Source organism: Algoriphagus hitonicola (assembly GCF_900113375.1).
Lineage (GTDB): Bacteria > Bacteroidota > Bacteroidia > Cytophagales > Cyclobacteriaceae > Algoriphagus > Algoriphagus hitonicola.
The window spans coordinates 298,915-324,646 of record NZ_FOPC01000004.1 but is presented as its reverse complement, the minus strand read 5'-3'; the positions used below and the strand labels follow the sequence as shown (position 1 = coordinate 324,646).

21 protein-coding genes are annotated in these 25,732 nt (G+C 42.9%); 14 read left to right on the top strand and 7 right to left on the bottom strand.

Annotation, left to right across the window (positions count from 1 at the left end):
* Window positions 1-333 precede the first annotated feature (333 nt).
* The 6 genes from BM043_RS07770 to BM043_RS07745 all read left to right on the top strand — a co-directional run bounded on the left by BM043_RS07770 (window position 334) and on the right by BM043_RS07745 (window position 8,754).
* Complete coding sequence (locus BM043_RS07770; RefSeq protein WP_092790446.1) at window positions 334-2,085, top strand: AMP-dependent synthetase/ligase; 1,752 nt, start codon at window positions 334-336, stop codon at window positions 2,083-2,085.
* Window positions 2,086-2,345: 260 nt separating this feature from the next.
* On the top strand, window positions 2,346-2,807 hold the full coding sequence (locus BM043_RS07765; protein WP_092790444.1) for a MarR family winged helix-turn-helix transcriptional regulator: 462 nt from the start codon (window positions 2,346-2,348) through the stop codon (window positions 2,805-2,807).
* A 44-nt stretch (window positions 2,808-2,851) separates the two neighbouring features.
* Complete coding sequence (locus tag BM043_RS07760) at window positions 2,852-5,257, top strand: 3-hydroxyacyl-CoA dehydrogenase NAD-binding domain-containing protein (RefSeq protein WP_092790442.1); 2,406 nt, start codon at window positions 2,852-2,854, stop codon at window positions 5,255-5,257.
* Between the two features lie 50 nt (window positions 5,258-5,307).
* Window positions 5,308-5,679, top strand: coding sequence for a four helix bundle protein (locus BM043_RS07755; RefSeq protein ID WP_092790440.1), 372 nt, complete (start codon window positions 5,308-5,310; stop codon window positions 5,677-5,679).
* Between the two features lie 70 nt (window positions 5,680-5,749).
* Window positions 5,750-6,925 (top strand): thiolase family protein, encoded by a 1,176-nt coding sequence (locus tag BM043_RS07750; protein ID WP_092790438.1) that lies wholly within the window; start codon window positions 5,750-5,752, stop codon window positions 6,923-6,925.
* 35 nt (window positions 6,926-6,960) lie between these two features.
* A complete protein-coding gene (locus BM043_RS07745) occupies window positions 6,961-8,754 on the top strand; it encodes an acyl-CoA dehydrogenase family protein (RefSeq protein ID WP_092790436.1) in 1,794 nt (597 codons plus the stop codon).
* 232 nt (window positions 8,755-8,986) lie between these two features.
* Here the strand turns inward: BM043_RS07745 and BM043_RS07740 are convergent, their stop codons facing one another.
* A complete protein-coding gene (locus tag BM043_RS07740) occupies window positions 8,987-11,980 on the bottom strand; it encodes an AsmA-like C-terminal region-containing protein (RefSeq protein ID WP_092790434.1) in 2,994 nt (997 codons plus the stop codon).
* An 81-nt stretch (window positions 11,981-12,061) separates the two neighbouring features.
* A complete protein-coding gene (gene dgt / locus BM043_RS07735) occupies window positions 12,062-13,405 on the bottom strand; it encodes a dGTP triphosphohydrolase (RefSeq protein ID WP_092790513.1) in 1,344 nt (447 codons plus the stop codon).
* A gap of 103 nt (window positions 13,406-13,508) precedes the next feature.
* Between dgt and BM043_RS07730 the strand changes: the two genes are divergently transcribed.
* From BM043_RS07730 to BM043_RS07715, 4 genes are all read left to right on the top strand, one after another.
* Window positions 13,509-14,336: a DUF4382 domain-containing protein gene (locus BM043_RS07730; protein ID WP_092790432.1), complete on the top strand. Its 828-nt coding sequence runs from the start codon at window positions 13,509-13,511 to the stop codon at window positions 14,334-14,336.
* Between the two features lie 81 nt (window positions 14,337-14,417).
* On the top strand, window positions 14,418-15,230 hold the full coding sequence (locus tag BM043_RS07725; protein WP_177188436.1) for a DUF4382 domain-containing protein: 813 nt from the start codon (window positions 14,418-14,420) through the stop codon (window positions 15,228-15,230).
* Window positions 15,223-16,248: a bifunctional diaminohydroxyphosphoribosylaminopyrimidine deaminase/5-amino-6-(5-phosphoribosylamino)uracil reductase RibD gene (gene ribD / locus BM043_RS07720; protein ID WP_092790511.1), complete on the top strand. Its 1,026-nt coding sequence runs from the start codon at window positions 15,223-15,225 to the stop codon at window positions 16,246-16,248. Before BM043_RS07725 ends, ribD begins: the two co-directional genes overlap by 8 nt.
* On the top strand, window positions 16,241-16,723 hold the full coding sequence (locus tag BM043_RS07715) for a GAF domain-containing protein (RefSeq protein WP_092790429.1): 483 nt from the start codon (window positions 16,241-16,243) through the stop codon (window positions 16,721-16,723). Before ribD ends, BM043_RS07715 begins: the two co-directional genes overlap by 8 nt.
* Here the strand turns inward: BM043_RS07715 and BM043_RS07710 are convergent.
* Both BM043_RS07710 and BM043_RS07705 read right to left on the bottom strand, forming a co-directional pair.
* Complete coding sequence (locus tag BM043_RS07710) at window positions 16,720-17,328, bottom strand: thiamine pyrophosphokinase (protein WP_092790427.1); 609 nt, start codon at window positions 17,326-17,328, stop codon at window positions 16,720-16,722. The genes BM043_RS07715 and BM043_RS07710 overlap by 4 nt on opposite strands.
* On the bottom strand, window positions 17,328-18,308 hold the full coding sequence (locus tag BM043_RS07705) for a dipeptidase (protein WP_092790425.1): 981 nt from the start codon (window positions 18,306-18,308) through the stop codon (window positions 17,328-17,330). The genes BM043_RS07710 and BM043_RS07705 overlap by 1 nt, the downstream gene beginning before the upstream one ends.
* Window positions 18,309-18,417: 109 nt before the next feature.
* On the opposite strand from BM043_RS07705, the gene BM043_RS07700 reads away from it, so the two are divergent.
* The 4 genes from BM043_RS07700 to BM043_RS07685 are packed head-to-tail and all read left to right on the top strand — an operon-like array spanning window position 18,418 to window position 22,246.
* A complete protein-coding gene (locus tag BM043_RS07700; protein WP_092790423.1) occupies window positions 18,418-18,930 on the top strand; it encodes a 3-hydroxyanthranilate 3,4-dioxygenase in 513 nt (170 codons plus the stop codon).
* Window positions 18,931-18,958: 28 nt separating this feature from the next.
* Window positions 18,959-20,245: a kynureninase gene (gene kynU, locus BM043_RS07695; protein ID WP_092790422.1), complete on the top strand. Its 1,287-nt coding sequence runs from the start codon at window positions 18,959-18,961 to the stop codon at window positions 20,243-20,245.
* Between the two features lie 25 nt (window positions 20,246-20,270).
* Window positions 20,271-21,623, top strand: coding sequence for an FAD-dependent oxidoreductase (locus BM043_RS07690; protein ID WP_092790509.1), 1,353 nt, complete (start codon window positions 20,271-20,273; stop codon window positions 21,621-21,623).
* A gap of 14 nt (window positions 21,624-21,637) precedes the next feature.
* On the top strand, window positions 21,638-22,246 hold the full coding sequence (locus BM043_RS07685; RefSeq protein WP_092790420.1) for a nitroreductase family protein: 609 nt from the start codon (window positions 21,638-21,640) through the stop codon (window positions 22,244-22,246).
* Window positions 22,247-22,282: 36 nt separating this feature from the next.
* On the opposite strand, the gene guaB is transcribed toward BM043_RS07685, so the two are convergent.
* The 3 genes from guaB to BM043_RS07670 form a co-directional block, all read right to left on the bottom strand.
* Entirely contained in the window at window positions 22,283-23,761 is a 1,479-nt protein-coding gene (gene guaB, locus BM043_RS07680) for an IMP dehydrogenase (RefSeq protein WP_092790419.1), read from the bottom strand.
* 193 nt (window positions 23,762-23,954) lie between these two features.
* The gene (locus BM043_RS07675; RefSeq protein ID WP_092790417.1) at window positions 23,955-24,890 is read right to left on the bottom strand and encodes a lytic transglycosylase domain-containing protein; all 936 of its coding nucleotides are present in this window, start codon (window positions 24,888-24,890) and stop codon (window positions 23,955-23,957) included.
* A complete protein-coding gene (locus BM043_RS07670; RefSeq protein WP_092790415.1) occupies window positions 24,890-25,612 on the bottom strand; it encodes an LOG family protein in 723 nt (240 codons plus the stop codon). The genes BM043_RS07675 and BM043_RS07670 overlap by 1 nt, the downstream gene beginning before the upstream one ends.
* Window positions 25,613-25,732 lie beyond the last annotated feature (120 nt).

Genomic DNA, 25,732 nt, shown 5'->3' with positions numbered 1-25,732 from the left:
CAAACACAGTAATCCACAGGAAACTTTCACACGAAGAAACGAACAGGCTTAATCCACAAAAAAGAACTAAATTCATTAAGTAATTGAAATTCAACCTTTCTAATGTGTATAAGATATGGATAAGCAGTAAATAAGAGATAACAAAACTGATCAAACTTGTGGACGAGCAGAAAAAGACTTTTTATCCACATATCCACAGCCTTAATAACCATAACAGTTTCTTTTATTTAAATAATATAATATAAATATAGAGCTGTTGATCATGTGAATAGCGACTTGTCATTCAGTTTAAAATTTGACTATATTAGATGCAGTCAAATCACAAAACCCGAAATGAATATCAACCGCCTTTTTGATTTAATTCCGTATCAACTCAGCAAGTTTGATAAATCGGTCGCTCTTTCTAGGAAAGAAGCTGGCGAGTGGAAAAGTTATTCAAGCCGCCAATTCAAAGAAATTGTTGATAATTTAAGTTTGGCTTTTCTAGCTCAGGGGATTTTACCTTGGGAAAAAGTTGCCATTATTTCGGAAAATCGGCCTGAATGGAATTTTGTGGATATCGCATTGCAGCAAATTGGGGCGATTTCTGTTCCCATGTATCCGACCATTACCAGTGATGATTACGCATATATTTTTGATCATGCTGAGGTGAAAATGATTTTTGTGGGCGATCAGACAATCTATGAAAAAGCAGCTGATGTTGCAGGGGATCGCAAAATTTACAGTTTTGATCAACTTGAGGGCGTAGAACACTGGACTTCTCTTTTGGAGCAAGGGGCAAATGGGGATTTGGCTGTTCTTGAAGCTTCCAAGGAGAAAGTAAAACCGGATAATTTATTCACCATTATTTATACCTCTGGAACTACTGGAAGACCTAAAGGGGTGATGCTTTCCCATCACAATGTACTTTCGAATGTGCTTTCTGTTTCCCGCATCATGAGTCCTCCGGAAGGAGAATCCAAGGTGTTAAGCTTTTTGCCGCTTTGCCATATTTATGAACGGACTGCTTCCTTTTGTTTTTTGTATTTGGGTTATTCCGTGTACTATGCAGAAAACCTGGAAACGATTGGCGAAAATCTAAAAGAAGTACAGCCGCATGTATTTAATACAGTTCCTAGACTTTTGGAAAAAGTGTATGATAAAATCGTGGCTAAAGGGTACGAGTTGACCGGAGTAAAAAAGCAATTGTTTTTTTGGGCGCTTAATCTGGGTTTGAAATATGATCCTTCGGTAGAAATGGGTGCTTGGTATGATTTTCAGCTGAAATTGGCAAACAAGATAATTTTCTCAAAATGGAGAGAAGCCTTGGGTGGAAATATCATGCAGATTAATTCAGGAGCTTCTGCTCTGCAACCCAGGTTGGCCCGAGTATTTTGGGCAGCTGGAATTAAAGTCTGTGAAGGCTATGGATTGACAGAAACCTCACCGGTCGTCACCGCATCGATGAGTAATCATGAGGAAATCCGAATTGGCTGGGTAGGGAAAATCGTAAAGGATGTAGAAGTAAAAATCGCTGAAGATGGCGAGATTCTCGTCAAAGGACCCAATGTGATGCAGGGTTACTACAAGCAACCTGATATGACCGCAGAGGTGCTTAAAAATGGCTGGTTTCATACCGGAGATATCGGTGAGCTTGATGGACAATACCTCCGTATCACTGACCGTAAAAAAGAAATGTTTAAAACTTCCGGGGGAAAATACATCGCCCCGCAGGCAATGGAAAATAAGTTTAAAGAATCTCCATTGATTGAGCAATTGATTGTTGTCGGTGATGGAAAAAATTATCCGGCAGCTTTAATTGTTCCCAGTTTTGAAAGTCTGAGAGAATACTGCAAGCGAAAGGATATCCCTTACACCAGTGATGAGGAAATGATTCAGCGTCCGGATATTCTGGATAAATACCAACAGGAAGTGGATTCACTGAATAAGTATTTTGGAAAATGGGAACAAATCAAACGGTTTAAATTACTCGAACAACCCTGGGGAATCGAATCGGGAGAACTCACTCCGACTATGAAGCTGAAGCGGAAGGTAATTCACGAAAAATATGCCCAAAAAATAGAAGAAATTTATCAGGCAAAGTAGCTTTGACTTGAATCAAAAAGTATCCATTTCGAGATTTATTAACATAAAAATCACAATCCGAACAAAATTCGGAAAATAGACTTTTTCCTTTATTATATTCTATAAAATGCTTGTTTTCTTAATTTATAGGTATAATCTATTGAATTTAACTTTTTTACCAATAATAATTTGTGATGCATGCATAACTTATTTTAGAAAATAGTATGCATGCCTACCATTTTTTTTGTACCTTATTTCTCCAAATTCAATAGTACTGACGAATGAAGCGAGAAGAGACGGTTGATTACCACATCAAAAGTGCCTGGCATGCCATTTCCCGCATGTACAATCAGCATGCAGCGCAGGAGGGCTTCACCACAGCCATAGGTTTTGTCCTAATCAATATTAATTCAAAAGAGGGAACGCCTGCCACTAAAATTGCTCCCATGATCGGTTTGGAGACAAGAAGCTTGACTCGAATGCTGAAAACCATGGAGGAAAAGGGATTGATTTTCAAAAAGCCGGATCCACAAGACAGGCGTTCGGTTCGGATTTTTCTTACCGAAGAAGGCAAACAGAAAAAAGAAGTATCTGTGCGAACCATCAAGGAATTTAACGAGCAAATCAGAGAGGTGATCGATGAGGAAGATTTGAATACCTTTTTTGCTGTATTCGAAAAAGTACAAATGGTCATTGACCAGTTCAGTGGTGCAGAAGCGAATAAGCCAATTTTCGAACTATAAACACAAGGTCTGAGTAGACATTAACCTACTAAAAACCCAAAAAAATGAATAAAACCATAAAAAAAGTAGCCGTTTTAGGTTCAGGAGTAATGGGATCCCGGATTGCCTGCCATTTTGCCAATATCGGCGTGCAGGTACTTTTATTGGATATTGTCCCATTCGAACTGACGGACGAAGAAAAGAAAAAAGGACTGAGCAAGGAAGATTTCATTGTCAGAAATCGAGTGGTGAACCAAGCCTTGCAAAGCACACTTAAATCCAATCCTTCAGCAATCTATGATAAGGAATATGCATCCCGAATCACTACAGGGAACTTTGATGACGATTTACCAAAAATTAAAGATGTCGATTGGATCATTGAAGTCATCGTGGAGCGACTGGATATCAAACAGCAGCTCTTCGAAAAAGTTGAAAAGCACCGAAAACCCGGCACCTTGATTACATCCAATACCTCTGGAATCCCAATGCACATGATGTGTGATGGCAGGAGTGAGGATTTTCAGGAAAATTTTGCAGGAACACACTTTTTCAATCCTCCAAGGTATTTGAGATTGTTGGAAATCATTCCCGGTCCGAAAACTAACCCAGAAATCATTGATTTTCTGATGGATTATGGAGATCGGTTTTTGGGTAAAGAAACGGTCCTTTGCAAAGATACCCCAGCATTTATTGCTAACAGAATTGGAGTTTATGCCATTATCTCTGGAATGCACACCATCGAAAAAATGGGTTTGGGCGTTTCTGAAGTGGATAAATTGACCGGAACTGTCATTGGGCGAGCCAAATCAGCCACTTTCCGAACCATGGACGTAGTGGGCCTGGATACCACAGTAAATGTGGCTAATAATTTATACAAAGCCCTTCCGGATGACGAGTCAAGAGAAAAATTCAGATTGCCCAAAATCGTAGAAGTTCTTTATGAAAATAAATGGTTTGGGGATAAGACGGGTCAGGGCTATTTCAAAATGATCCGCCATAAGGATGGACGAAAGGAACTCAAAGAAATTGATTTTAAAACTTTTGAATACAAGGATGTCGAAAAGCCAAAATTCAAAGCGATTGAATCAGCCAAGGATGTTGAAGACCTGAAAAAGCGGATCAAACATTTGGTCAATTTTGATGATCAGGCAGGGGAATTTTACCGCGCTACTTTTTACGATTTGTTCCGCTATTGTTCGTTCCGAATTCCGGAAATTTCTGATGAACTCTATCGAATCGATCAAGCTGTATGTGCGGGTTTTGGATGGGAATACGGACCCTTCGAAAACTGGGATATTCTGGGAGTGAGAGAAACAGTCAAAAACATGGTAGCAGCCGGAGAAAAGCCTGCCGACTGGGTTTTTGAAATGCTCGACGCCGGAAATGATTCTTTTTATAAGGTAGAAAATGGAAAGAAAACCTATTATGATATTCCTTCCAAGTCCTACAAAGAAATTCCCGGGATCGAGGAATTTATCATTTTGGACACGCTAAAAGCAGCCGACAATAAACTCTGGGGCAATCTCGGTTCTACGGTTTATGATCTCGGAGACGATGTCATTGGATTAGAGTTTCATACCAAGATGAATTCGATGGGACAGGAGGTTATCGAAGGCATCAATACTGCTATCGGTATGGCTGAAAAATCTCACAAAGGATTGGTTATTGGCAATGATGGAGCCAACTTTTCTGCTGGCGCAAATCTTTCCATGTTGTTTATGTTTGCCGGAGATCAGGATTTTGATGAGATCAATCTGATGATCGCTCAATTCCAAAATACCATGATGCGGGCACGATACTCTTCCATTCCGGTGGTGGTAGCTCCTCATAATATGGCTTTGGGTGGGGGTTGTGAATTATCACTTCATGCTGACCACATTCAAGCACATGCCGAATTGTACATGGGTTTGGTGGAAGTCGGCGTGGGATTGATTCCTGCAGGAGGAGGCACCAAAGAAATGACCCGTCGATTTGCCAATTCAGTCCTGGATGGAGACGTGGAGCTGAATCAGTTACAAGAATACTTCATGAATATCGCCATGGCCAAAGTCTCTACTTCAGCTGTAGAAGCTCGAAATCTTGGTTACTTGAGAGCTCAGGATGGAATTACCTTAAATCGAAAACGGCAATTGGCCGAAGCAAAAGCCAAGGTTCTCGAACTACAGGCAGCAGGCTATACCCAACCACTTCAGCAGACCAATATCAAAGTTCTTGGTAAAACATCACTTGCGCTTTTCGAAGCAGGAATTACGGGCATGCAGTACGGTGCCTACATTTCAGAACACGATGCCAAAATCGCCCGAAAACTCGCTTGGGTGATGTCTGGAGGAGATCTATCCTCACCAACGGAGGTTTCAGAGCAGTATCTACTTGATCTGGAGCGCGAAGCTTTCTTGAGCTTAACTGGAGAAAAAAAGACTCTTGAGCGAATTCACAGCATTTTGTTTAAAGGCAAACCGCTTAGAAACTAGACAAGAGAAATAAGAATCAAGAGAAAAGAATTAGGAAAATAAGAAAGACGATGAAACTAAGACATAACTTCAAAAATCTTAAAATTTGGCAAAAGTCAGTTGATCTTGCAGTGAAAGTCTATGAGATCACCAAATCTTTTCTTGCGGAGGAAAAATTTGGAATTACATCCCAAATGAGAAGATCTTCTGTGGGAGTCCCTTCAAATATTGCGGAAGGTTCTGCAAGGAACTCTACCAAGGCATTTTCAAATTGCTTGGATATTAGTTTGGGTGAAAGCTTTGAACTAGAAACACAAGCCATAATTTCACAAAGGGCGGGCATTTTGGAAGAAGAAGATTTTGAAACCCTAAGTCGAGATTTATCTGAAGTGCAAAAGATGATTATTGGTTTTCAGTCATCTCTTGAGTCCACTCCCAGTTAAATGTCTTATTTCTAAGATCTCAATTCTTGCTTCTTTATTTCATTACACATTCAACAATAAACTCATACAAATGGACGCATACATAATAAACGGATATAGATCAGCGGTAGGCAAAGCTAAAAAGGGAGGATTTCGGTTTTATCGGCCGGATGATCTTGCTGCTGATGTAATTAAGCATTTGGTAGCCGACACCCCAGGACTGGAAGCCAAAATGGTGGATGATTTGATCGTCGGAAACGCCGTTCCGGAGGCCGAACAAGGCATGCAGATGGGCCGGATGATTTCACTTTTAGCCTTGGGAATCGACAATCCGGGTTTCGTGATGAACCGCTACTGTGGTTCTGGGATCGAAGCCATCGCTTTGGCCGTAGGCAAAGTAAAAGCAGGAATGGCTGACTGTATCATCGCAGGCGGCACCGAATCTATGTCTTTGGTGCCTATGATGGGCTACAAAACCGCCCTTAACTATAAAATAGCCACTGAAACGCCCTCCTATTATTTGAGTATGGGCCTGACCGCCGAGGAGCTTGCCAAAGATTACAACATCAGCCGAGAGGATTCAGATGCTTTTTCTGTACGATCTCATGAAAGAGCTCTTGCGGCTATTTCTGAGGGCAAATTCAAAGACGAGATTGTCCCTGTTGAGATTGAAGAAACCTATCTGGACGAAAAGGGAAAACGGAAAACCCGAAAATTTACCGTGTACACAGACGAAGGTCCGCGTCCGGGTACGACCATGGAGGTACTTTCCAATCTAAAGCCTGCTTTCAAAAATGGAGGCCAAGTCACAGCCGGAAATTCCTCTCAAACTTCAGACGGAGCTGCATTTGTCGTGGTGATGTCTGAGCGCTTGATGAAATCCTTGGGATTGGATCCAATTGCCCGGATGATGTCATATTCGGTCGCAGGAGTGGATCCAAGAATCATGGGAATCGGTCCTAAAGAAGCTGTTCCAAAAGCCCTCAAGCAGGCAGGTCTTTCCTTGAGTGACATTGGTTTGATTGAATTGAATGAGGCCTTTGCAGCACAAGCTCTGGCCGTAATTCGAGCCTTAGAAATGGATGAAGAAATCGTCAATGTCAATGGTGGAGCGGTTGCCTTGGGTCACCCATTAGGCTGTACGGGAGCAAAACTTTCTGTGCAACTTTTCAATGAAATGCGACGCAGAAAGCAAAAATACGGCATGGTTACCGCCTGTGTCGGAGGTGGTCAGGGTGTAGCAGGAATTTACGAATTGCTCAAATAATTATTAAAGTCTGAAATCTTAAGTCTAAAAATATCATGACCACATTGTCAAAATCAATCCAAGGAGGAGAATTCCTCATTCGGGAAACTGAGGCACAGGATGTCTTCATTCCCGAGCAGTTTAGCGAAGAGCAAAAAATGATGGCTCAAGCTTGTCAGGATTTTATCGATACTGAAATCACTCCAAATATTGAGGAGATTGACAGCATGAAGAATCCCGATTTGGTTCCCTTCATTTTCAAAAAAGCCGGGGAATTGGGTCTGTTGGGAATTTCGGTTCCTGAACAATATGGTGGAATGGGAATGAGTTTCAATACCTCTATGCTGATTGCGGATATTATCGGTGCGGCCGGTTCTTTTTCTACTACTTATGGAGCACATACCGGGATCGGAACCTTGCCGATTCTCTACTACGGCACCGAAGACCAAAAGCAAAAATACCTACCCAAACTCGCAACCGGCGAATGGGCGGCCTGCTATTGTTTAACTGAGCCGGATGCTGGGTCTGATGCCAATAGCGGCAAAACCAAAGCCACGCTATCCGAAGATGGAAAACATTACCTGATCAACGGACAGAAGATGTGGATTTCCAATGCGGGATTTGCTGACTTGTTTATTGTTTTTGCCAAAATCGAAAATGATAAAAATCTGACCGCCTTTATCGTAGAGAAAACCTTTGGTGGGATCACGATGAATGAAGAGGAGAAAAAAATGGGAATCAAAGGTTCTTCTACCCGTCAGGTTTTTTTTAATGACTGCAAGGTTCCGGTGGAAAACATGCTTTCAGAACGTCAGAACGGATTCAAAATCGCCGTGAATATTCTCAATATCGGTCGTGTGAAATTAGGAGCGGGAGTTTTGGGCGGAGTTCGAACGGTTACCTCGCTTGCGGTAAAATATTCAACCGAACGAAAACAATTTGGGGTAAGTATCAATTCCTTCGGGGCAGTGAAGCGAATGTTGGCTGAGATGGCTACCCGAACCTATGTATCCGAGTCGCTTTGCTATCGGGCAGGTCAGGACATCGAGGACAGGATGGATGCCTTAGCGGCAGAGGGAATGCCCGATGCGGAGGCTAAATTGAAAGCCTTGGAGCAATTTGCAATAGAGGCGGCTATCGCCAAAGTTCACGGATCGGAAGTCTTGGATTTTGTAGTGGATCAGGGTGTTCAGGTTTACGGGGGAATGGGTTATTCTGCTGATGCGCCAATGGAGCGAGCTTATCGAGATGCCCGAATTTCCCGAATTTATGAAGGGACCAATGAGATCAATCGCATGCTGATGGTTGGCATGTTGCTCAAGCGCGCAATGAAAGGGGAAATCAACTTGTTTGAGCCGGCCATGGCAGTTTCCAACGAATTGACGTCAGTTCCTTCTTTCGACACGATGGATACTTCGGAGCTTTTTGCTGCTGAAAAAGAAGTGATTAAAAAGCTCAAGAAAGTTTTCTTGATGGTCGGTGGAAAAGCAGCGATGGCTCTCCAGGACCGCATCGAAGAGGAGCAGGAAGTAATGATGAATCTCGCAGATGTGATGATTGAGATTTATGCTATCGAATCCGCGATTTTAAGAACAGAAAAACTCGTGGGAATTCAGGGAGAAGAAGCTTGTAAGCAGCAGATTGCGATGTCCCAAGTTTACTTGACCGAGGCCGTGGATAAAATTAATGCCGCTGCCAAAGAAGCAATCGCCTCCTTTACTAAAGGTGACGAGCAGAAAGTCATGTTGATGGGATTGAAGCGCTATACCAAGATGGACTTGATCAATACGAAAGAACTCCGTCGCCAAATTGCTGACTACATGATCGAAGCGGGTAAATACCCTTTTTAATGACAATAGGATACTAATCAAAAAGAGGCTGTCTCAAAAGTGAAGTTTGTCACATTAAGCGCCTGCCTCGCCGGAAAAGGCAGGAAGTCGAAATGTGGGCTAGAATGATAGAAATGGCCTTCGACTCCAGTCATCCTGAGCACTTGAGAGACGAGAGTCTCGAAATCGAAGGGTCAGGCTGACATTTTAGCGATTTATGAGACAGCCACTTTTTTGTTTTATTTGAAAACTGTTAATTTTCTTTTTTGCTTGTATCGGGATCAGTTTTCTTCGGTTTCAACAGATTCCGAAGCATAGTTTTGGCTTCGTTGACTACTTCGGTTTTTGCCCCTTCGGTTTTTTTCTCCAAGGCTTTTTTTAAGCTATCCTGAGCAGATTCTGATTTGAGTTTTAACTCTTGCTTGATACTGTCCTGAGCTGCTTGGAATTCTGCCGTGGCTTTCTCCTGCAGGTTTTCTTTTTCTCCCTGCAGTCGGGATTTAAGTGCATTAGCAAGTAGCGTTTCGATACTATTTCCTCCAGCAAGACTAACCTTGGGTTGATTATATGTCCCAGAAAGGTTCAAGGCAAGAGGGATTAGGGTGGACTCATCCGCTTCAGAACCGGAGATGGTAGCCAAAATTGAATTGGCCTGTGCGCCAAATTCTCCTGCAGGCACTTGCATATTCAGTAAATAATTGATCGATCCGTCAAATCCCGCGGTACCCTGAATAGTCGTTTCGTAGTCCCAAAGCCTCAAATTGAATGGACTCACATCCATTCGGCCATCTTCAATTTGGATAGGAATTGAGAGGTCTTTAAGCTGAAGGGTACTCGCATCCTTCAGCTTGGTCAAGCTCGTGATTCCTTCTAGAATTTTACTTTCCCGAAGGGCCGCTTCAGCAATATTTAAAATTCCTTCTACGTCAATGGAAGAAAGTAGGGGCATCATATCCTGTCCCAATAATCCGGAAAATGAAAAATTGGAATTAAAGCGACCGGTAATATCCTGAGCTACAGGAGCAAAAGCTTTGACACTGCTGAATTTTTGAAATGCCTCTGCTATACTCAATTCCACCATGGAAAGTGCAAAATCGAATCTTGGAGCGCTCAAATCCCTCGGATCATAGGATCCGTTCATGCGAATTTGCCCACCCAAAGATTCCATTCCTGCATCAGAAAAACGCAATATACCCTCACTCAGCATCATTTTTCCTTGAGCTTTAGAGAGGGTTAAATTGTCATATAATACTTCGTCTGCTTCAAAATCCATTGCGAAATTCACGTTTTCAGGCAATGGAACTACTTCAAGCGCAGATTCTACCGTGTCGGCTGGATTTTCGGTCAGCCATTCGTTGACATTAAATCTCGAGCTGCGTAAACTCAACTGCCCCTTGAGGATACCGGATTCGGATAGCAAATACTCCATATAGTTACTTAAGCTACCAGAAGCCTGAAGCGGACTCGTGCCTAAAACGGCATCAAACTCGGTCAGATTTGCCTGTCGTGGATTGAAATCCAAGGTGCTTTTTTTGATTTCTACGCCTTGTGGATATTCATTCGAGACAAAATAAAAATCGGATACATTGATAGTTCCAGCAGCCTGAATAGCAGAATAGTTTTTATTTTCCACGGCTTCGTATGATCCGGAACTACTCAAATCAGCTTGGATTTTTCCTCGTAATTCGGTGTCTTCTATCGGAATGATTTGGGTCAATTTTTCCAAATCTACGGCACCGATCAAGCTGCCTTCCCAGTTTAGTTTTTCAAAATCCTGGATCTGGAATTTTCCTTCAATTCGTTCCTCTTCCAGCTCAAACCCAAAAGTCTTCACATCGACCAGAAAATCCCGCATGGTTCCTTGAGTATTACTTAGGTTCGCCTGGGCATGGATCTCTTCCAATGCGCTGGGAAATTCCTCGTTTCGGACCCTGCCATTTTGAAAATCAAATGTAGACTGAATCACAGGAAAGGTATTTAGCGTGGAGTCATAAGTCCCTTTTGCGCTTGCATCAAAGTTCAGATTTCCGGCCAGCTCAGTTCCTTCGATGGGAAAAATGGAGGTAAGTTCGGCCAAGTCTAATTTTCCACGTAGCGTTCCTTCCATCAGATAATCCCTTAGATTCTCCAGCCGGAAATTACCGGAAATTGGATTGCTACCGACCAAAAGAGAAAAATCAGGAATGGAAACTTGGGTATTTTCTAAGATGGAGGTTTCATTTTTTGCATTAATATCCAAATTGATGGACTTGATCGGTGTAGGAAGATCGGGATACTGAAACTCGCCATCGGAGACTTTTAAACTGACGTCAAAGCTTGGATACTGATCATCTGAATAAAGTCCCTTGACAAATCCTCCAAAAGCCAATTCCCCATCCGCACGAATCTCAGAAAACTGATCAGAATACATGCCGGGAACCAGCGATAGCAGGTTTTTAAACTCGGTTTGGGCACTGCCAAAAGTCAAGTCATAATTTATGCCTTCTTCAGGTAACCCAATCAAGCCGTTCACATCAAACAAGAATTCGTTTAGCGTAAAATTGCTTTCCGAAAGCACAAAATTCATCTGCTCCAAATCTACTTGAAGAATGGTCTGTCCCTTGAAGCTTTTATTGCTCAGGTAATGGACCTCCTCGTAAATCATTTCCGCGATTAAAGCCTCAGCTTCCAAAGGCAAATCATATATGTCCGAGGTAAATTCACCACTTCCGCTGGCTGAGATATTTGCCAAAGCCAGCGTAAAATCCAAGGATCGATCATCGTATATCAGGTTGACACCCTCAGCGGTGATTTCCTCTATGCCCAACTTGAAATTGCTTTCTTCTTCGGTAGGTTCTTCCTCGCTTTCCTTTAGGATATCGTAGTTGGCAGTGCCGTCTTCCAACACACTGATCAAGACATCCCCGCCGTTGATATGCAAACCTGTGAGGGACGGATATTCATCAAAAATGACAGATTTTAGGCTGAAGTCCAGATCCAGCTGATCGACTTGCATCAGCGTATCGCCTTCAAATTCCACTACTCCTACTATTCCAAAATCAGCAATTCCCGCACTGACCGAGGGAAAATGGCGAAATAAACTGAGCGAAATTTTGTCGGCATCAAAATAGACTTTTGCATCAAGTTGCTCGTCCATTTCCTGCTGAATTCGTGCGACGATTTGATCTTTGAAAAGATAGGGTATCGCCAAAGCAGCACCGATTAAAAAAACAAAAATACTCGCAATGATAATTAAAGTCTTTTTCATTTTGATGGGTTGTTTATATCACCAAAACGAATGAGGTTCGGAATTGATTCATTCCTTCTTTCAGGTCATCATCAGGGCACATTAAACCCCAGGGAATGAAATTCCTTTGACTCTTCGGTAGAGATTCAACGCATATTTATCGGTCATTCCCGAAATAAAATCAATCAGCGATCGAAGCAGGGGATAGGGATTGACTTCTGCCCCCCAGCCTTTGAGCGGAAAATCCTCAGGAAGCAATCGAAGGATACTTTTATCCTGTCCGGAAAATTGCTCGGTTTGGTAAAATTGATGATAAAGTGCCTGGCCAAATACCGAAAACAATCCCTCGAGAACTTGAAAACCAGCGGCTTCTTTTTCCAATACGATTTTGGAGCGGTAGATTTTTTGGACCGAAATCTCACTGATTAGCTGAAGGGCTTTCGCCGAAGGAATGATATCAGTCAGGGCTTTGTCAAAATTACCCTTACACATACTTTCCTCATATTGGATAAAGGCCTCTACCGTTTCCTCGATCAGTTCCCCAATCGCCAAAGCGCGCAAAGCACCCAAGTTTTGGGCTTGACTTCTGTTTTTGAGCTTTTCGGGATCAAATTTTTCCTTGAGTATCGGAGCCAAAAGCTTCACGGTCGTATCAAAATCTACCAATCCCATGGTGCAGCCGTCTTCCAAATCAATAATGCTGTAGCAGATGTCATCAGCAGCCTCGACTAAAAAAGCCAGCGGATGACGGTACCAGCATTCCTCACTGGATTGGTCGATTCCCAAAAAAGAACAGAGTTGCTCAAAATCCGCAAGTTGATTGATAAAAAAACCAAACTTTTTCTGACTTCTCCGAGCGACATCCCGATGACTGATCATGCTGGGTCGTGGATATTTGGTGAAAGCCGCAAGCGTAGCATAAGTCAATTTGAGCCCAAATTGCTTGGAAACCAACATTCGGAAACCCTGAGCATTTCCTTCAAAGTTGCAAAGGTCGATCCATTGCTCGGGCCGTACATGAGATTCCCAGACTTTTCCCGAAGGGTGGAATTTAAAAAAATCTGAGATCGCCTCTTCTCCGGCATGTCCAAAGGGAGGATTTCCGATGTCGTGAGTCAAAGCAGCTGCGGCTACAATACTTCCGATTTCAGAAGAAGAAATTCCGGTTTTTTCCAGATTGGGATATTTTTCCAATAAGAAAGTACCCGCAGCTTTTCCGAGCGAGCGACCCACTGAAGAAACCTCCAGACTATGCGTCAAACGAGTGTGAACAAAAGCCTGCTCCGGGAGAGGAAATACTTGTGTCTTATCTTGAAGGTTACGAAATGGAGCCGAAAAGATGATTCGATCGTAATCGACTTCAAATTCACTGCGTGCCGCTTGCGTGGCTATAAATCCCGGAGTATCTCCAAATCTTCCTCTGGCGAGGAGTCTGTCCCATTTCATCATGCCCAAAAATAAGAAGGGATTTATACAAAGCCTTGAATGTGCGAATAAGATTCTGGCACGGTGCTTGAAAATGTAATCTCCGCACTAAACCAAAACTGTTATGAAGAAGTACATTTCTTATTTGATGACTGCCCTGATTGCGGCCGTTTCTTTTTCCTGTGATTTCAATGATTCGCCCAGCCTGGAGGAAGGTCAAGCCCGTGTGAATTTTTACCTAGTCGATGCTCCGGGCGATTTTGATGAAGTTTGGGTCGAGGTTCTCGCCCTACGAGTCAAAGCCGGAGAAATTGACCTAGCCGATGAGGAAGACGGGGATGATGAGTCCGCTTGGGAAGAAATTCCTTATGAAAATGGAAGTCAGATGATCAACCTGCTGGATCTGACGGGAAACAATTCTCAATTGCTCGGGGATGCGAACCTGGAAGCAGGTTCTATTCAGCAATTGAGATTGATCCTCGGAGAAAACAATTATGTGGTCAAAGATGGTGAGGAATTCCCTCTGAAAACGCCAAGCGCCCAGCAAAGCGGTCTAAAAATTAAACTATATGAAGAAATTGAAGCAGGTAATTCCTATGATTTGGTGATTGATTTTGATGTCGCTAAGTCCATTGTAGTTGCCGGAAATTCTGGAAATGTTATTTTGAAACCCGTTCTTAGAGCATACATGCAAGAGACAGCCGGAATCATGGGGCAAGTTTTGCCTTTAGAAGCGCAACCTATTTCAGTTTCTACCACAGTTGATGGAGAAGTAGTTACCACTTTTACGGATACGGACGGAAACTTCAAAATCCAAGGACTAGAGCCAGGAACGTATTCACTACTCATTACGCCAGAAGAAGGATATGTCCCGGTGACCATTGACGGAGTCGTAGTCGAAGAGGGAGAAATCACCCAAGTGGATGCTGTCACCCTTGAGGAACAGCAATAATGAAACTTTAAAAGCCGGTTCGCCGGCTTTTTTTATGCCCAATGGATTAATCCTTTCTCAAAATTGGACTAAATTTACATCGTGAAATTTCTCCAAATCTTGCTTCTTTCGGTTTTTTCGCTCACTTTTTTGGGAGCTTGTTCACCTACCGAATCCGGTCCTCAATCCTTACTCAATATAGTTTTGGTGGATGCGCCACCTGCCTACGACTCGGTTTTTGTCGAAATCCTCGGAGTCGATGTGACGGTGAATGTAGCCGGAAGAGATACCGATTCGCAAACTATATTTATCCCATACGATTTGGGAGATAAGGAAATCAAAGTTTCGGATTTGGTGGCAGGAGAAGTATTGCTTTTGGGAAGAATGGCCTTGCCTCCAGGCCGATTGGTTGGAATGAATTTAATTTTAGGAGACAGATATTTTTTGTGGCAAGATGAGGATCGCTTTGAAATTTCGCTATTTGAGGGTTTTTCTGATGATATACCCATTCCAATTAATTTAGATCTGGAGGCTGGACTTTCTTATGATGTGATTTTGGATTTTGATTTAGAAAAATCCATTCAAACAATCCAGTCCGATCCGCTCGATTTGGTTCTTACGCCTAGGTTGACCGCATTGATCCCAGGCACATTTGGCGAAATTTCCGGCAGTCTCGCTCCCAGTACCCTGCGTCCAGCCATTATCGCTGCGAGTGATTCCGATACAGTTAGCACCCACACCAATAATACGGGAAGCTTTCTTTTGAGGCTTCCTCCCGGCCGATACGACATCTTTTTTGACCCCAAAGACGGGGGTTTTTTGCCCGATACCCTCCAAAATGTGGAGGTGACACTCGGTGAATCCCTTTCCTTGGACCGAATCACGCTAAGCCCAATTCCCATCGATGATGAATAAAGATGAGCAGTATATGCAGCGCGCCTTGGAGCTTGCCGAATGGGGAAGAGGCTGCGTCAGTCCCAATCCTCTGGTGGGCTGTGTCATAGTTCATCAGGATAAAATCATCGGAGAAGGGCATCATCAGAGATATGGAGAATCCCATGCCGAAGTCAACGCGATTGCTTCTGTTGAAAATCAGGAATTACTCACAGAAGCTACCGTTTATGTCACTTTGGAACCATGTGCGCATCACGGGAAAACTCCACCTTGTGCCAATTTATTAGTGGAAAAAAAGGTAAGAAGAGTGGTGATCGCTGCGACAGATTCCAATCCTTTGGTGGGAGGAAAAGGCATAGAAATTCTGAGAAATGCCGGCATAGAAGTACAAACAGGAGTTTTGGAAAAAGCGGCTCGGTGGCAGAATCGCCGGTTTTTCACTCAAATCGAAAAGAAACGCCCCTACATCATCCTCAAATGGGCTCAAACCCAAGATGGATTTGTGGCCCGGAATGATTTTTCTTCTAAATGGATTTCTAATTCCCAAAGCCGCCAACTCGTTCACAAGTGGCGAGCAGAGGAAGACGCGATTCTTGTCGGTAAGAACACGGCCTTTTATGATAATCCAACCTTGAATGTGAGAGATTGGGTTGGAAAAAATCCTCTTCGTTTGGTCATAGATCGACAGTTGATTTTGCCAAAAGAGTTGAAATTATTTGATCAGGCGGTACCAACCATTTGCTTCAATCAAAAACTGAACGAGATAAAAGCCAATTTGGAATATAAAAAGCTCCCTTTTCAGTCGATTGTCCCAGAAATTTTAGCAGATCTCCAGGATAGAAAAATTCAAAGTTTGATCGTAGAAGGAGGCCCTTTTGTTTTGAATCAGTTTTTGGATGCCGAACTTTGGGACGAGGCTCGTGTGTTTATTAGCCAAAATAAGTTTGTCGAGGGAATCAAAGCGCCATCTCTAAACGACTCTCCCGATGAACAGTTTACCATTGAAAGCGATCAGTTAGCCATTTATTACTATGTCTGAAAATTTATATATTCCAGAATCCGCCACTAAATCCAAAAAATACGAAGCATTGATTCCTCAGATTGAGGCATTGATTAGTGGGGAGCCCGATCTGTATGCCAACCTATCCAATATCTCTGCGGCCTTGAAGCAGGCATTTGATTTTTTCTGGGTGGGATTTTATCTGGTTAAAGAAAATCAATTGGTTTTGGGACCATTTCAGGGACCGATTGCCTGCACCCGGATCTCTATGGGAAAAGGCGTTTGCGGGACAGCTTGGTCAGAAGCCAAAACCCAGCTTGTGCCTGATGTGGACGCCTTTCCCGGCCATATTGCCTGTAGTGCAGCAAGCAAATCGGAAATCGTGGTACCAGTGGTGAAAGAAGGTCAGGTCGTCATGGTGCTTGATGTGGACAGTGATCAGCTGAATGATTTTGATGAAACTGATCAAACCTACTTGGAGAGGCTTATGGGAGTTTTAGCCCATAAAATTTAAACCCGCTCCCCGATCCAAAAAATCTTCGATGCTTTGATCTCTGTAATTCCTTCAGGTACATCAACTTGGGTAGCATGATGAAGGGGGAGAATAATCAGACCATTTGAATTGGAGATTTCCACAGGCATGCCTTCTTCTCCATAGATTTCAATGGTATTTTTGGGAAGCCATTTTTTGAAATGCATGGATTTTATAGGATAAAAGCGCCAACGATCTTCGAAGACCGTCAAATCCATCCATTGCATAAACGGATCAAGCTCAGAAACTTTAGTGTGAGAAAACCCCACAAGATAGGCTCCAGAATGCTGTGAAGCATGCAAGTAATGAAGCCCGTTTTCCAAAACAGAGGTATCGCTGGATCTCAGAAATCGCACCGGATACTGTTCTTCCAAAAGATGCATGTTTTTTAATTGAAACTCTTCCGTAGCTAGAATAACATCAATTTTCACCCCCCAACTCATCACCTCTTCCAAGCACTCCTCCCATACCAAAACCGTCGGAACCCACTCCAATAGGGAAGCTACCTGATCATACTTTACCTGCTGAGTATTCAATAAAAAAACCGCAGGCTCTTGTTGCTCTTTGACAAAGTGATGCGATGACATTAGCGGTGTAGTTTATGGTAAAAATGAAAAGCATTTTCTGATGCTAAGTTCTGAAGTTGATATTCTGTAAGATTTTTATTCAATTCTTCCAAAATTGAAGGGTACTTGCTGGCGTTTTCTGTCAAAGGAAAATAAAAGGGATGCCTGTTTTTGTCTGGAAAGTCCTTGGTAAAAAAGAAATCCGCACCAAAACACTGCGCTTTTTCCCCTCCGATTTCAAAACCGTGAAGAATATGTTCAAATAGCCTTTCTGGAACATCATTATCCAAAAATGCCCGTAAGAAATTCACTCCGATAATTCCTTCCTGCCTGACGATTTCTTGGGCAAATTCATCACTTAGGTTTCGCTTATGATTCCAAATGGCTCGGTAGTTTGAATGACTGGCAATTACCGGGATTTTTAAATTTTGGGAGCTGATATGATTAAAAATTCCCTCAGCCAAGAGGTCCGAAGTATGAGAAAGGTCAATGGGAATTTTTTTCCCGGACATATATTCCAAAAGTTTTTTCCCGTCGTCTTTCAATCCAATCCCTTCCGTGTAATTTCCTCCTCCGAATCGATTCTCTGTATGATGCGTCAGGCTGATGTAAGCGAGTTGACCGACTTTTTCCAAGATCAAATCAAATTGGCGGTAGATTTCAGACCATTTTGCTTCTTCATTTCCGATTCCGGCTGCATTTTCGATCGCCGCAAAAATCCCAATTTTCGGCTCTTTTAAATCAGAATCAGGCTGATAAGAATAGAACGTTTCTGGATATTTCCGGACCAAGTCACTAAATAATTCAGCTTGACCCAGACCGAGCTGCATGGATTCAGATCGCACATCCGTATAGATGGCACAGACTTGTACTTTTACATTTCCTTGCTGGAGAAAGGGAACAGCACAGGCGATTTTTTCGGTATTAAACGGATCAGCTTTTGGATACTTGATCAGATAGGAAAGCAAATCGCAGTGGAGATCAAAAACAGGAAAAGTCATGGATGAGGGCTTTTAGACAAAGTAAACCAAAAAAACGGGTGTTTTTTAATACTTTTAGGTCGAAATTTGGTTTAGTCCATAAAGCGTTTTGTCACCAAAATTAATCAGCATGCCCTTATCACCACCTTTTAATTTCAAAAAATGGATCGATGAAAACAGACATCTCCTGAAGCCTCCTGTTGGAAATCAGCAAGTATTTAAAGGAAATGATGATTTTATTATCATGGTGGTCGGTGGACCAAATTCACGGAAAGATTATCACTACGATGAGGGAGAAGAATTTTTCTATCAACTCGAAGGCGATATCGTGCTGAAAGTCATCGAAGATGGCAAGCCAAAAGACATTGAAATTAAAGAAGGGGAAATATTTCTCTTACCTCCAAAAGTTCCCCACTCTCCCCGGAGACCGGAAAACACAGTAGGTTTGGTGGTCGAGCGGTACCGAAGGGCCGGTGAAAAGGATGGCTTTATTTGGCATTGTGAAAACTGCGGCAATCTGCTGTATGAAGAATATGTAGAGCTCACCGACATTGTCAATCAGCTCCCTCCGATCATGGAGCGCTTTTGGAATAATATTGAGCACCGAACCTGCAAAAACTGCGGGACGGCCATGGAAAAATAATCCGGTTTAGCACCTTAGATATCAGCTTATGAGCGCACTAGAATTTGACTTTTCGGAGGAATTTGCTTTAAAAATGGACCGAGAGGATCCACTTTCTACTTTTAGAGATCGGTTTCATTTTCCAAAGGTCAATGGAAATCCAGCGATTTATTTTTGTGGAAACTCCCTCGGTCTCCAACCTAAAAGTGTCAAATCCTATCTCGATCGGGAGCTTAAAAACTGGGCCGATCTGGCTGTTGACGGACATTTCCACGGAGAAGATGCTTGGTATCACGTTCGGAAAAAATCAAAGCCTGCACTTTCAGAGATTTTTGGGGCTCATGAGCATGAGTTGGTCGCGATGAATAATCTCAGCGTCAATTTACACCTGCTGATGGTTTCTTTTTATCGGCCAACTCCTGAGCGATATAAAATCATCATCGAGAAAGGCGCTTTTCCCTCTGACCAATACATGCTGGAAAGTCAGGTCAAATTTCATGGCTTGAATCCCGATGATGTAATCGTCGAGTTGAGTCCGAGAACTGGAGAATATACTCTGCGAACGGAAGACATTTTAGCTGAAATCCGGAATCAAGGTGATCAGCTTACTTTGGTCAATATGGCAGGACTGCAATATTATACGGGACAGGTTTTTGATATGAAAGCCATCACCGCGGCGGCACATGAGGTCGGAGCTTTGGCTGGATTTGATTTGGCACATGCGGCGGGCAACGTCCCTTTGTACTTGCATGATTGGAATGTGGATTTTGCAACCTGGTGCAGTTATAAATATTTGAATTCCGGCCCGGGAAATATTTCCGGAGTGTATGTACATGAGCGATTTGCGGAGCGGCCGGATTTGCCGCGGTTTGCAGGATGGTGGGGACATGATGAGGGACAGCGGTTTCAGATGGAAAAGGGGTTTTTGCCCATGTATGGAGCGGATGGTTGGCAGCTCGCCAATTCAAACGTTTTGGCCCTAGCCGCGCATCAGGCTTCCTTGGATATTTTTCAGGAAGCAGGAATTCAAAATTTGCGTCAAAAAAGTGAACAATTAACTGGGTATTTGGAGTTTTTAATAAAAAAAATCAGTGGTGAGTCTGGGATTTTGGAAATAATTACCCCTGAAAATCAAAGCGAAAGAGGCTGTCAGTTATCTTTGCTCATTCATCGTGGCGGAAAGGCCGTTTTCGATGAATGGTATCAGCAGGGAGTCCTAGGCGACTGGAGAAATCCCAATGTCATTCGCTTAGCACCTACACCACTTTACAACAGTTTCATGGATGTGTTTCGCTTTGGCAAGATTCTGGAACAATCCCTTAAAAAATTCGCTTAATTAAAGCGTGGGAAAAAACCTCCTCATGGAAAAAAACGAAATTACTGTATTAGGGGCTGGCTTGATCGGCACTCTAATGGCAATATATCTTAGAAAACAAGGCCTTGACGTGACCGTTTACGACAAGCGGCCCGATAAACGTAAAACCCCTTATGACGAAGGTGGTAGATCCATAAACATGGCGCTCAGTCACCGTGGATGGAAAAGCCTCGGGCAGGTAGGCCTCAAAGACAAGGTCCTACCCTTGGCTATTCCGATGTATGGACGAAAAGTCCATGACGAGCATGGCGGGACTACTTTTATTTCCTACGGAAAAGAAGATCAGGCGATCTATTCTATTTCCAGAGGAAAATTCAATCAACTGCTGGCCGAAGAAGCTGAGCGTTTAGGGGCTGAGATTCGTTTTGAGCACAAATTTTTGGATGTGAATTTCGAGAATCAAGAAATCACCTTTGAAACGAAGGAAGGAAAACAAAAACAGATTGCTCCGGTGATCATCGGGGCTGACGGAGCTTATTCTGCTCTCAGAACGGCTATGCAAAAGCAAATCCGCTTTAATTACCGACAAGAATACATTTCCCACGGATATAAGGAATTGACTATTCCTCCCACAGCTGAAGGGGAATTTGCCATGGATCCTAATGCGCTGCACATCTGGCCGAGAGGGAAATTTATGTTGATTGCTTTACCTAATCCGGATAAATCATTTACTTGTACCTTATTTCTTCCTTTTGAAGGAGCGAAAGTTTGCTTTGAAAAAATCAACGATGAAGCGGATTTGGATCAGGTTTTTCGATCCTATTTTGATGATGCCTATCACCTCATGCCGGATTTGAAGACGGAATATTTTCGAAATCCAACCTCAGCCTTGATTAATGTCGAGTGCTATCCTTGGGTCAAAGGACACAGTGTACTCCTCGGAGATGCTTCGCACGCCATGGTTCCTTTTTATGGACAGGGGATGAATTGTGGGTTTGAGGACTGTTATATTCTCAATCAATTGATCGAAAAATATGGGGTCAATTCTTGGGATTTGGTTTTCGAAAAATTTCAAAAAAAGAGAAAGCCCGATACCGATGCGATCTGTCAGCTAGCGATGGAGAATTTTATCGAAATGAGAGATTCTGTAGCTGATCCGAAATTTATTATCAGGAAAAAAATCGAAGCAAAACTTCATGAGCTTTATCCCAAGGAATGGATTCCGCTGTATTCCATGGTTACTTTTACAGATATGGGCTATGCGGAGGCTTACGCTCAGGGGAAATTACAAGAAGCCATCATGAATAAAGTTATGGCTGATCCATTAATAACCGAAAACTGGGATAAGCTGGATTATTTAGACATCATAGACAAATTGGAAACAGCCAAGGCTGTTTAAAAACAATAAATTTAATGGAAAAACCTGATTTCAATATTGCAGAAGTCAATAAAATAATCCGTGGACGCCGATCGATGTTTGTGGCGCAGTTTAAGGAAAATGACCCCGTGGATGATTCTATCATCGAAGAAATGCTCGAAAATGCCAATTGGGCCCCGACTCATAAGTTGACCCAACCATGGCGGTTTATCGTGTACACGGGTGATGGCCTAAAGAAATTTGCGGACTATCAAGCTGAGTTATATAAAACACGGGCCGAAAAAAACGGAACACAATTTCTAGAGGCGACTTATCAGAAATTCAAAGAAAACCCGCTGAAGGCCTCTCATGTCATTGCGATTTTGATGAAGCGGACAGAAGGCTCGGGAATTCCTGTGATGGAGGAAATTGCGGCTGTTTCTATGGCTGTTCAAAATATGTATTTGACCGCATCAGCACACGGATTAGCCGCTTATTGGGGTACTGGCGGGCCTACTTTTTGGCCGGAGGCCAGAGAGGATTTCGGATTGGAAGGTGAGGATATGTTGATGGGATTTTTCTATGTGGCAAAGCCTGCAAGTGATCGATGGCCAGCCGGAAAAAGAGAACCTATGGCCGAGAAAGTCGGCTGGATAAGAGAATAAAAAAAGGCTAGTCGAAAATTTTCGACTAGCCTTTTTTTATGATTTGAGGCTATAGTTTGGCGCTTCCCTCGTCACGCTGACGTCATGTGGATGGGATTCTTTCACGCCTGCCGCTGTGATTTTTACAAACTTTCCGTTGGTTTGTAAATCATCGATTGTTTTCGTTCCGCAATAACCCATACCCGCTTGAAGTCCTCCGACTAACTGATATAGGACTTCGGCAACCAATCCTTTATAAGGAACTCTACCGACGATTCCCTCAGGAACCAATTTTTTGATGTTATCCTCTGCGTCTTGGAAATACCGGTCTTTTGATCCGGATTCCATGGCTTCGAGAGAACCCATTCCTCGATAGGATTTGAATTTTCTTCCTTCGAAAATAATCATTTCCCCGGGTGCTTCCTCGGTACCGGCTAATAAGGATCCAATCATAATCGAACTGGCACCTGCTGCCACGGCTTTGACTAGATCTCCGGAATATCTGATTCCTCCGTCAGCAATAACAGGAACATCCTTTCCTTTGAGTGCTTCAGCACATTCAAATACGGCTGAAAGCTGAGGAACTCCGACACCGGCGATGATTCGAGTAGTACAAATTGATCCAGGCCCTACTCCTACCTTGACTGCATCCGCCCCTGCTTCGGCTAGAGCGATAGCTGCTTCAGGAGTAGCAATATTTCCCACGATTACTTCCAAATCAGGAAAAGCCGCTTTGATTTTTTTACAGGTTTCGATTACCCCCTTAGAGTGACCGTGTGCAGTATCAATGGATACTACATCTACACCTGCATTTTTGAGCGCTTCGACACGCTCTACAATGTCTGCCGTGACTCCTACCGCGGCTCCGACACGAAGCCGTCCATATTCATCTTTACAAGCGTGAGGCTTGTCTTTTCGCTTCAGGATATCTTTGTAGGTAATTAGTCCAGTTAGCTTGTTTTCATCGTCGACTATCGGCAGCTTTTCGATTTTATACTCTTGGAGGATTTCCTCTGCCTGCTCCAAAGAAACCCCTGCTTTGGCAGTGATTAGATTTTCAATCGTCATGATTTCTTTGATCGGACGACTAGGCTCTTTGATAAACCGAAGATCACGATTGGTGATGATTCCTTTGAGGACTCGGTTCTCGTCTACCACGGGGATACCACCAATATGAAAATCGCGCATGATATTCTCAGCATCTTTTACCTTGGCATCGATATGCAGGGTAATCGGATCCAAAATCATCCCAGCTTGCGAGCGCTTTACTTTCCGTACTTGGGCAGCTTGCTTTTCGATGGACATGTTTTTGTGAATAAATCCAAGACCACCTTCCAATGCAATAGCAATAGCCAATTCGGCCTCTGTCACAGTATCCATTGCAGCAGAAACCAAGGGAATATTCAGTCTGATTTTTTTGGTGAGTTGGGTTGAAGTATTAGTCTCGCGTGGGAGCACTTCGGAATAACCCGGAACAAGAAGCACATCGTCGTAGGTGAGTGCTTCAAAGAGGAACTTATCTGAGTTTCGATTCATAGCAAATATTGGTTATAGGTAACCCTATTTGCCCGTCAAAGTTACAAACAAAAACTAATGCAAAACCACAACTTGTAAAAAAATCTATTGAATTGCCCATAGAATCTTTTCCTCTTTAGAATAAGATTCTCATTTACCGCTGTTTTTTGAATAAATGATTTGGCCTCCAAAGCGATTCGGATAGAGATCGCGTTTACCTTTCTGGAAGGAGTACCTCGTAACTTTTTCCCCGGGGAATTCTGATGTTTCGCTGACGAAGCCAAGGATTATAGATTTTCAGTTCTTTGTATGAATACCCGTGATCCTTTGCCCAGCGAGCCAAATCTTTGATATTTTCGCTGATCATGACGGATTTTAGTGGGGGATTTTCGTAAAAATCACCGGCAGCTAAGTTAAATCCGTATTTTTCTGGATTTTCAAAAATCACCTTGAAGGCCAATACCCGAAAAAGATAACGGCTGGTTTCATCGTTTAGCAATAGGTCATAATAATCTTCCTGAAGCTGCTCACGCTGCCTTCTGGAAAATCCACTTTGTCCCATATTATAACTCGCTGCCACGGCAGTCCAGGATCCAAAACGCTGAAAGGATTTGTTCAGATAAGCTGTGGCAGCCTGTGTAGCTTTTTGCCAATGATAGCGTTCATCCACATCCCGACTTACTTCAAGTCCATATTCTTTGGCGGTGGCAGGCATAAACTGCCAAAAACCTTTGGCTCCGGCAGGGGAAGTGACATTCATCAAAGCCGATTCTGCGATGGCCACGTATTTAAAATCATCCGGGATTCCATTGGCTTTCAAAATTTCCGACATTTCTTCCAAATATTTCCCCGAACGCTTCATCAACAAAATCATATTGGACTGCCAATAGGCATTGACGTAAATCTCCCGCTCCAATCGCTCAAAAATCTCTCGATCGTCCAATGGCACTTTTTCCCCCGCAAAATCCAGTTGCTCTGGAACAGGAAAAATCCGGATCGAATCCACCCCCATATCCAATTCCGCACCATTTTCAGGACTAGGCAATACATTAGAAGTTTGTTTCTCTGAGATAGATTTCCAAAGAACCAAGCTTAAAATCAAGGCCAAAAGGCTCAGCACATATAAGGGTAAAAGGTGGATTCGGTTCATTAGAAATTGGGACTGAGTAAATATTTGCTGTAGAAATCATCGATGACTTGTACGGCTTCGGTAGCATCTTCCACAACAGAAAAGAGCTCCAAATCCTCTTCATTGATGTTTTTGTGCAAAAGAATGGTTTTTTTGATCCAGTCCACGAGACCCGACCAATAATCCTTCCCCACCAAAACAATGGGGAATCTTCCAATCTTATTGGTCTGAATCAAGGTAAGCGCTTCAAAGAGTTCGTCCATCGTCCCAAACCCTCCGGGCAAAACCACAAAACCCTGAGAATATCGGACAAACATGACTTTGCGAACAAAAAAGTAGTCAAACGTTATCAGCTTGTCTCGATCGATGTAAATATTATTAAACTGCTCAAAAGGCAATACTATGTTTAGTCCAACAGATTTTCCTCCTTCAGAATGAGCCCCTTTATTACCGGCTTCCATGATACCCGGACCACCGCCGGTGATCACTCCATAGCCATGACGAACCAGCTTGGCGGCGATTTCTTCGGCGGTTTTATAATGCGCATGATCTCTAGGTGTCCTGGCAGAGCCAAAAATAGAAACGCAAGGACCGATTTTGGCAAGTTTTTCAAATCCCTCTACAAATTCGGACATGACTTTAAAAATAGCCCAGGAATCAGCACTCTTGATCTCGCTCCAGTCGCGTTCTTTAAACGCTCTACGGATTTTTTCTTCTTGTTTTTTTTCGTCTGAATTACTCATAATTTTTCATTTATCTCTAAGAAAACGATTCCCTAGCCAAATCGTCCACACTTCTGACTAATTCCAAAAAGAAGGCTTATTAACTAGTTGATTTTCAATTAAAAAATTATTTGGCAATAC

Coding starts and splice junctions, on each gene's coding strand:
- BM043_RS07770 (WP_092790446.1), top strand. CDS start 334: ATGAATATCAACCGCCTTTTTGATTTAATTCCGTATCAACTCAGCAAG.
- BM043_RS07765 (WP_092790444.1), top strand. CDS start 2,346: ATGAAGCGAGAAGAGACGGTTGATTACCACATCAAAAGTGCCTGGCAT.
- BM043_RS07760 (WP_092790442.1), top strand. CDS start 2,852: ATGAATAAAACCATAAAAAAAGTAGCCGTTTTAGGTTCAGGAGTAATG.
- BM043_RS07755 (WP_092790440.1), top strand. CDS start 5,308: ATGAAACTAAGACATAACTTCAAAAATCTTAAAATTTGGCAAAAGTCA.
- BM043_RS07750 (WP_092790438.1), top strand. CDS start 5,750: ATGGACGCATACATAATAAACGGATATAGATCAGCGGTAGGCAAAGCT.
- BM043_RS07745 (WP_092790436.1), top strand. CDS start 6,961: ATGACCACATTGTCAAAATCAATCCAAGGAGGAGAATTCCTCATTCGG.
- BM043_RS07740 (WP_092790434.1), bottom strand. CDS start 11,980: ATGAAAAAGACTTTAATTATCATTGCGAGTATTTTTGTTTTTTTAATC.
- dgt (WP_092790513.1), bottom strand. CDS start 13,405: ATGAAATGGGACAGACTCCTCGCCAGAGGAAGATTTGGAGATACTCCG.
- BM043_RS07730 (WP_092790432.1), top strand. CDS start 13,509: ATGAAGAAGTACATTTCTTATTTGATGACTGCCCTGATTGCGGCCGTT.
- ribD (WP_092790511.1), top strand. CDS start 15,223: ATGAATAAAGATGAGCAGTATATGCAGCGCGCCTTGGAGCTTGCCGAA.
- BM043_RS07715 (WP_092790429.1), top strand. CDS start 16,241: ATGTCTGAAAATTTATATATTCCAGAATCCGCCACTAAATCCAAAAAA.
- BM043_RS07710 (WP_092790427.1), bottom strand. CDS start 17,328: ATGTCATCGCATCACTTTGTCAAAGAGCAACAAGAGCCTGCGGTTTTT.
- BM043_RS07705 (WP_092790425.1), bottom strand. CDS start 18,308: ATGACTTTTCCTGTTTTTGATCTCCACTGCGATTTGCTTTCCTATCTG.
- BM043_RS07700 (WP_092790423.1), top strand. CDS start 18,418: ATGCCCTTATCACCACCTTTTAATTTCAAAAAATGGATCGATGAAAAC.
- kynU (WP_092790422.1), top strand. CDS start 18,959: ATGAGCGCACTAGAATTTGACTTTTCGGAGGAATTTGCTTTAAAAATG.
- BM043_RS07690 (WP_092790509.1), top strand. CDS start 20,271: ATGGAAAAAAACGAAATTACTGTATTAGGGGCTGGCTTGATCGGCACT.
- BM043_RS07685 (WP_092790420.1), top strand. CDS start 21,638: ATGGAAAAACCTGATTTCAATATTGCAGAAGTCAATAAAATAATCCGT.
- guaB (WP_092790419.1), bottom strand. CDS start 23,761: ATGAATCGAAACTCAGATAAGTTCCTCTTTGAAGCACTCACCTACGAC.
- BM043_RS07675 (WP_092790417.1), bottom strand. CDS start 24,890: ATGAACCGAATCCACCTTTTACCCTTATATGTGCTGAGCCTTTTGGCC.
- BM043_RS07670 (WP_092790415.1), bottom strand. CDS start 25,612: ATGAGTAATTCAGACGAAAAAAAACAAGAAGAAAAAATCCGTAGAGCG.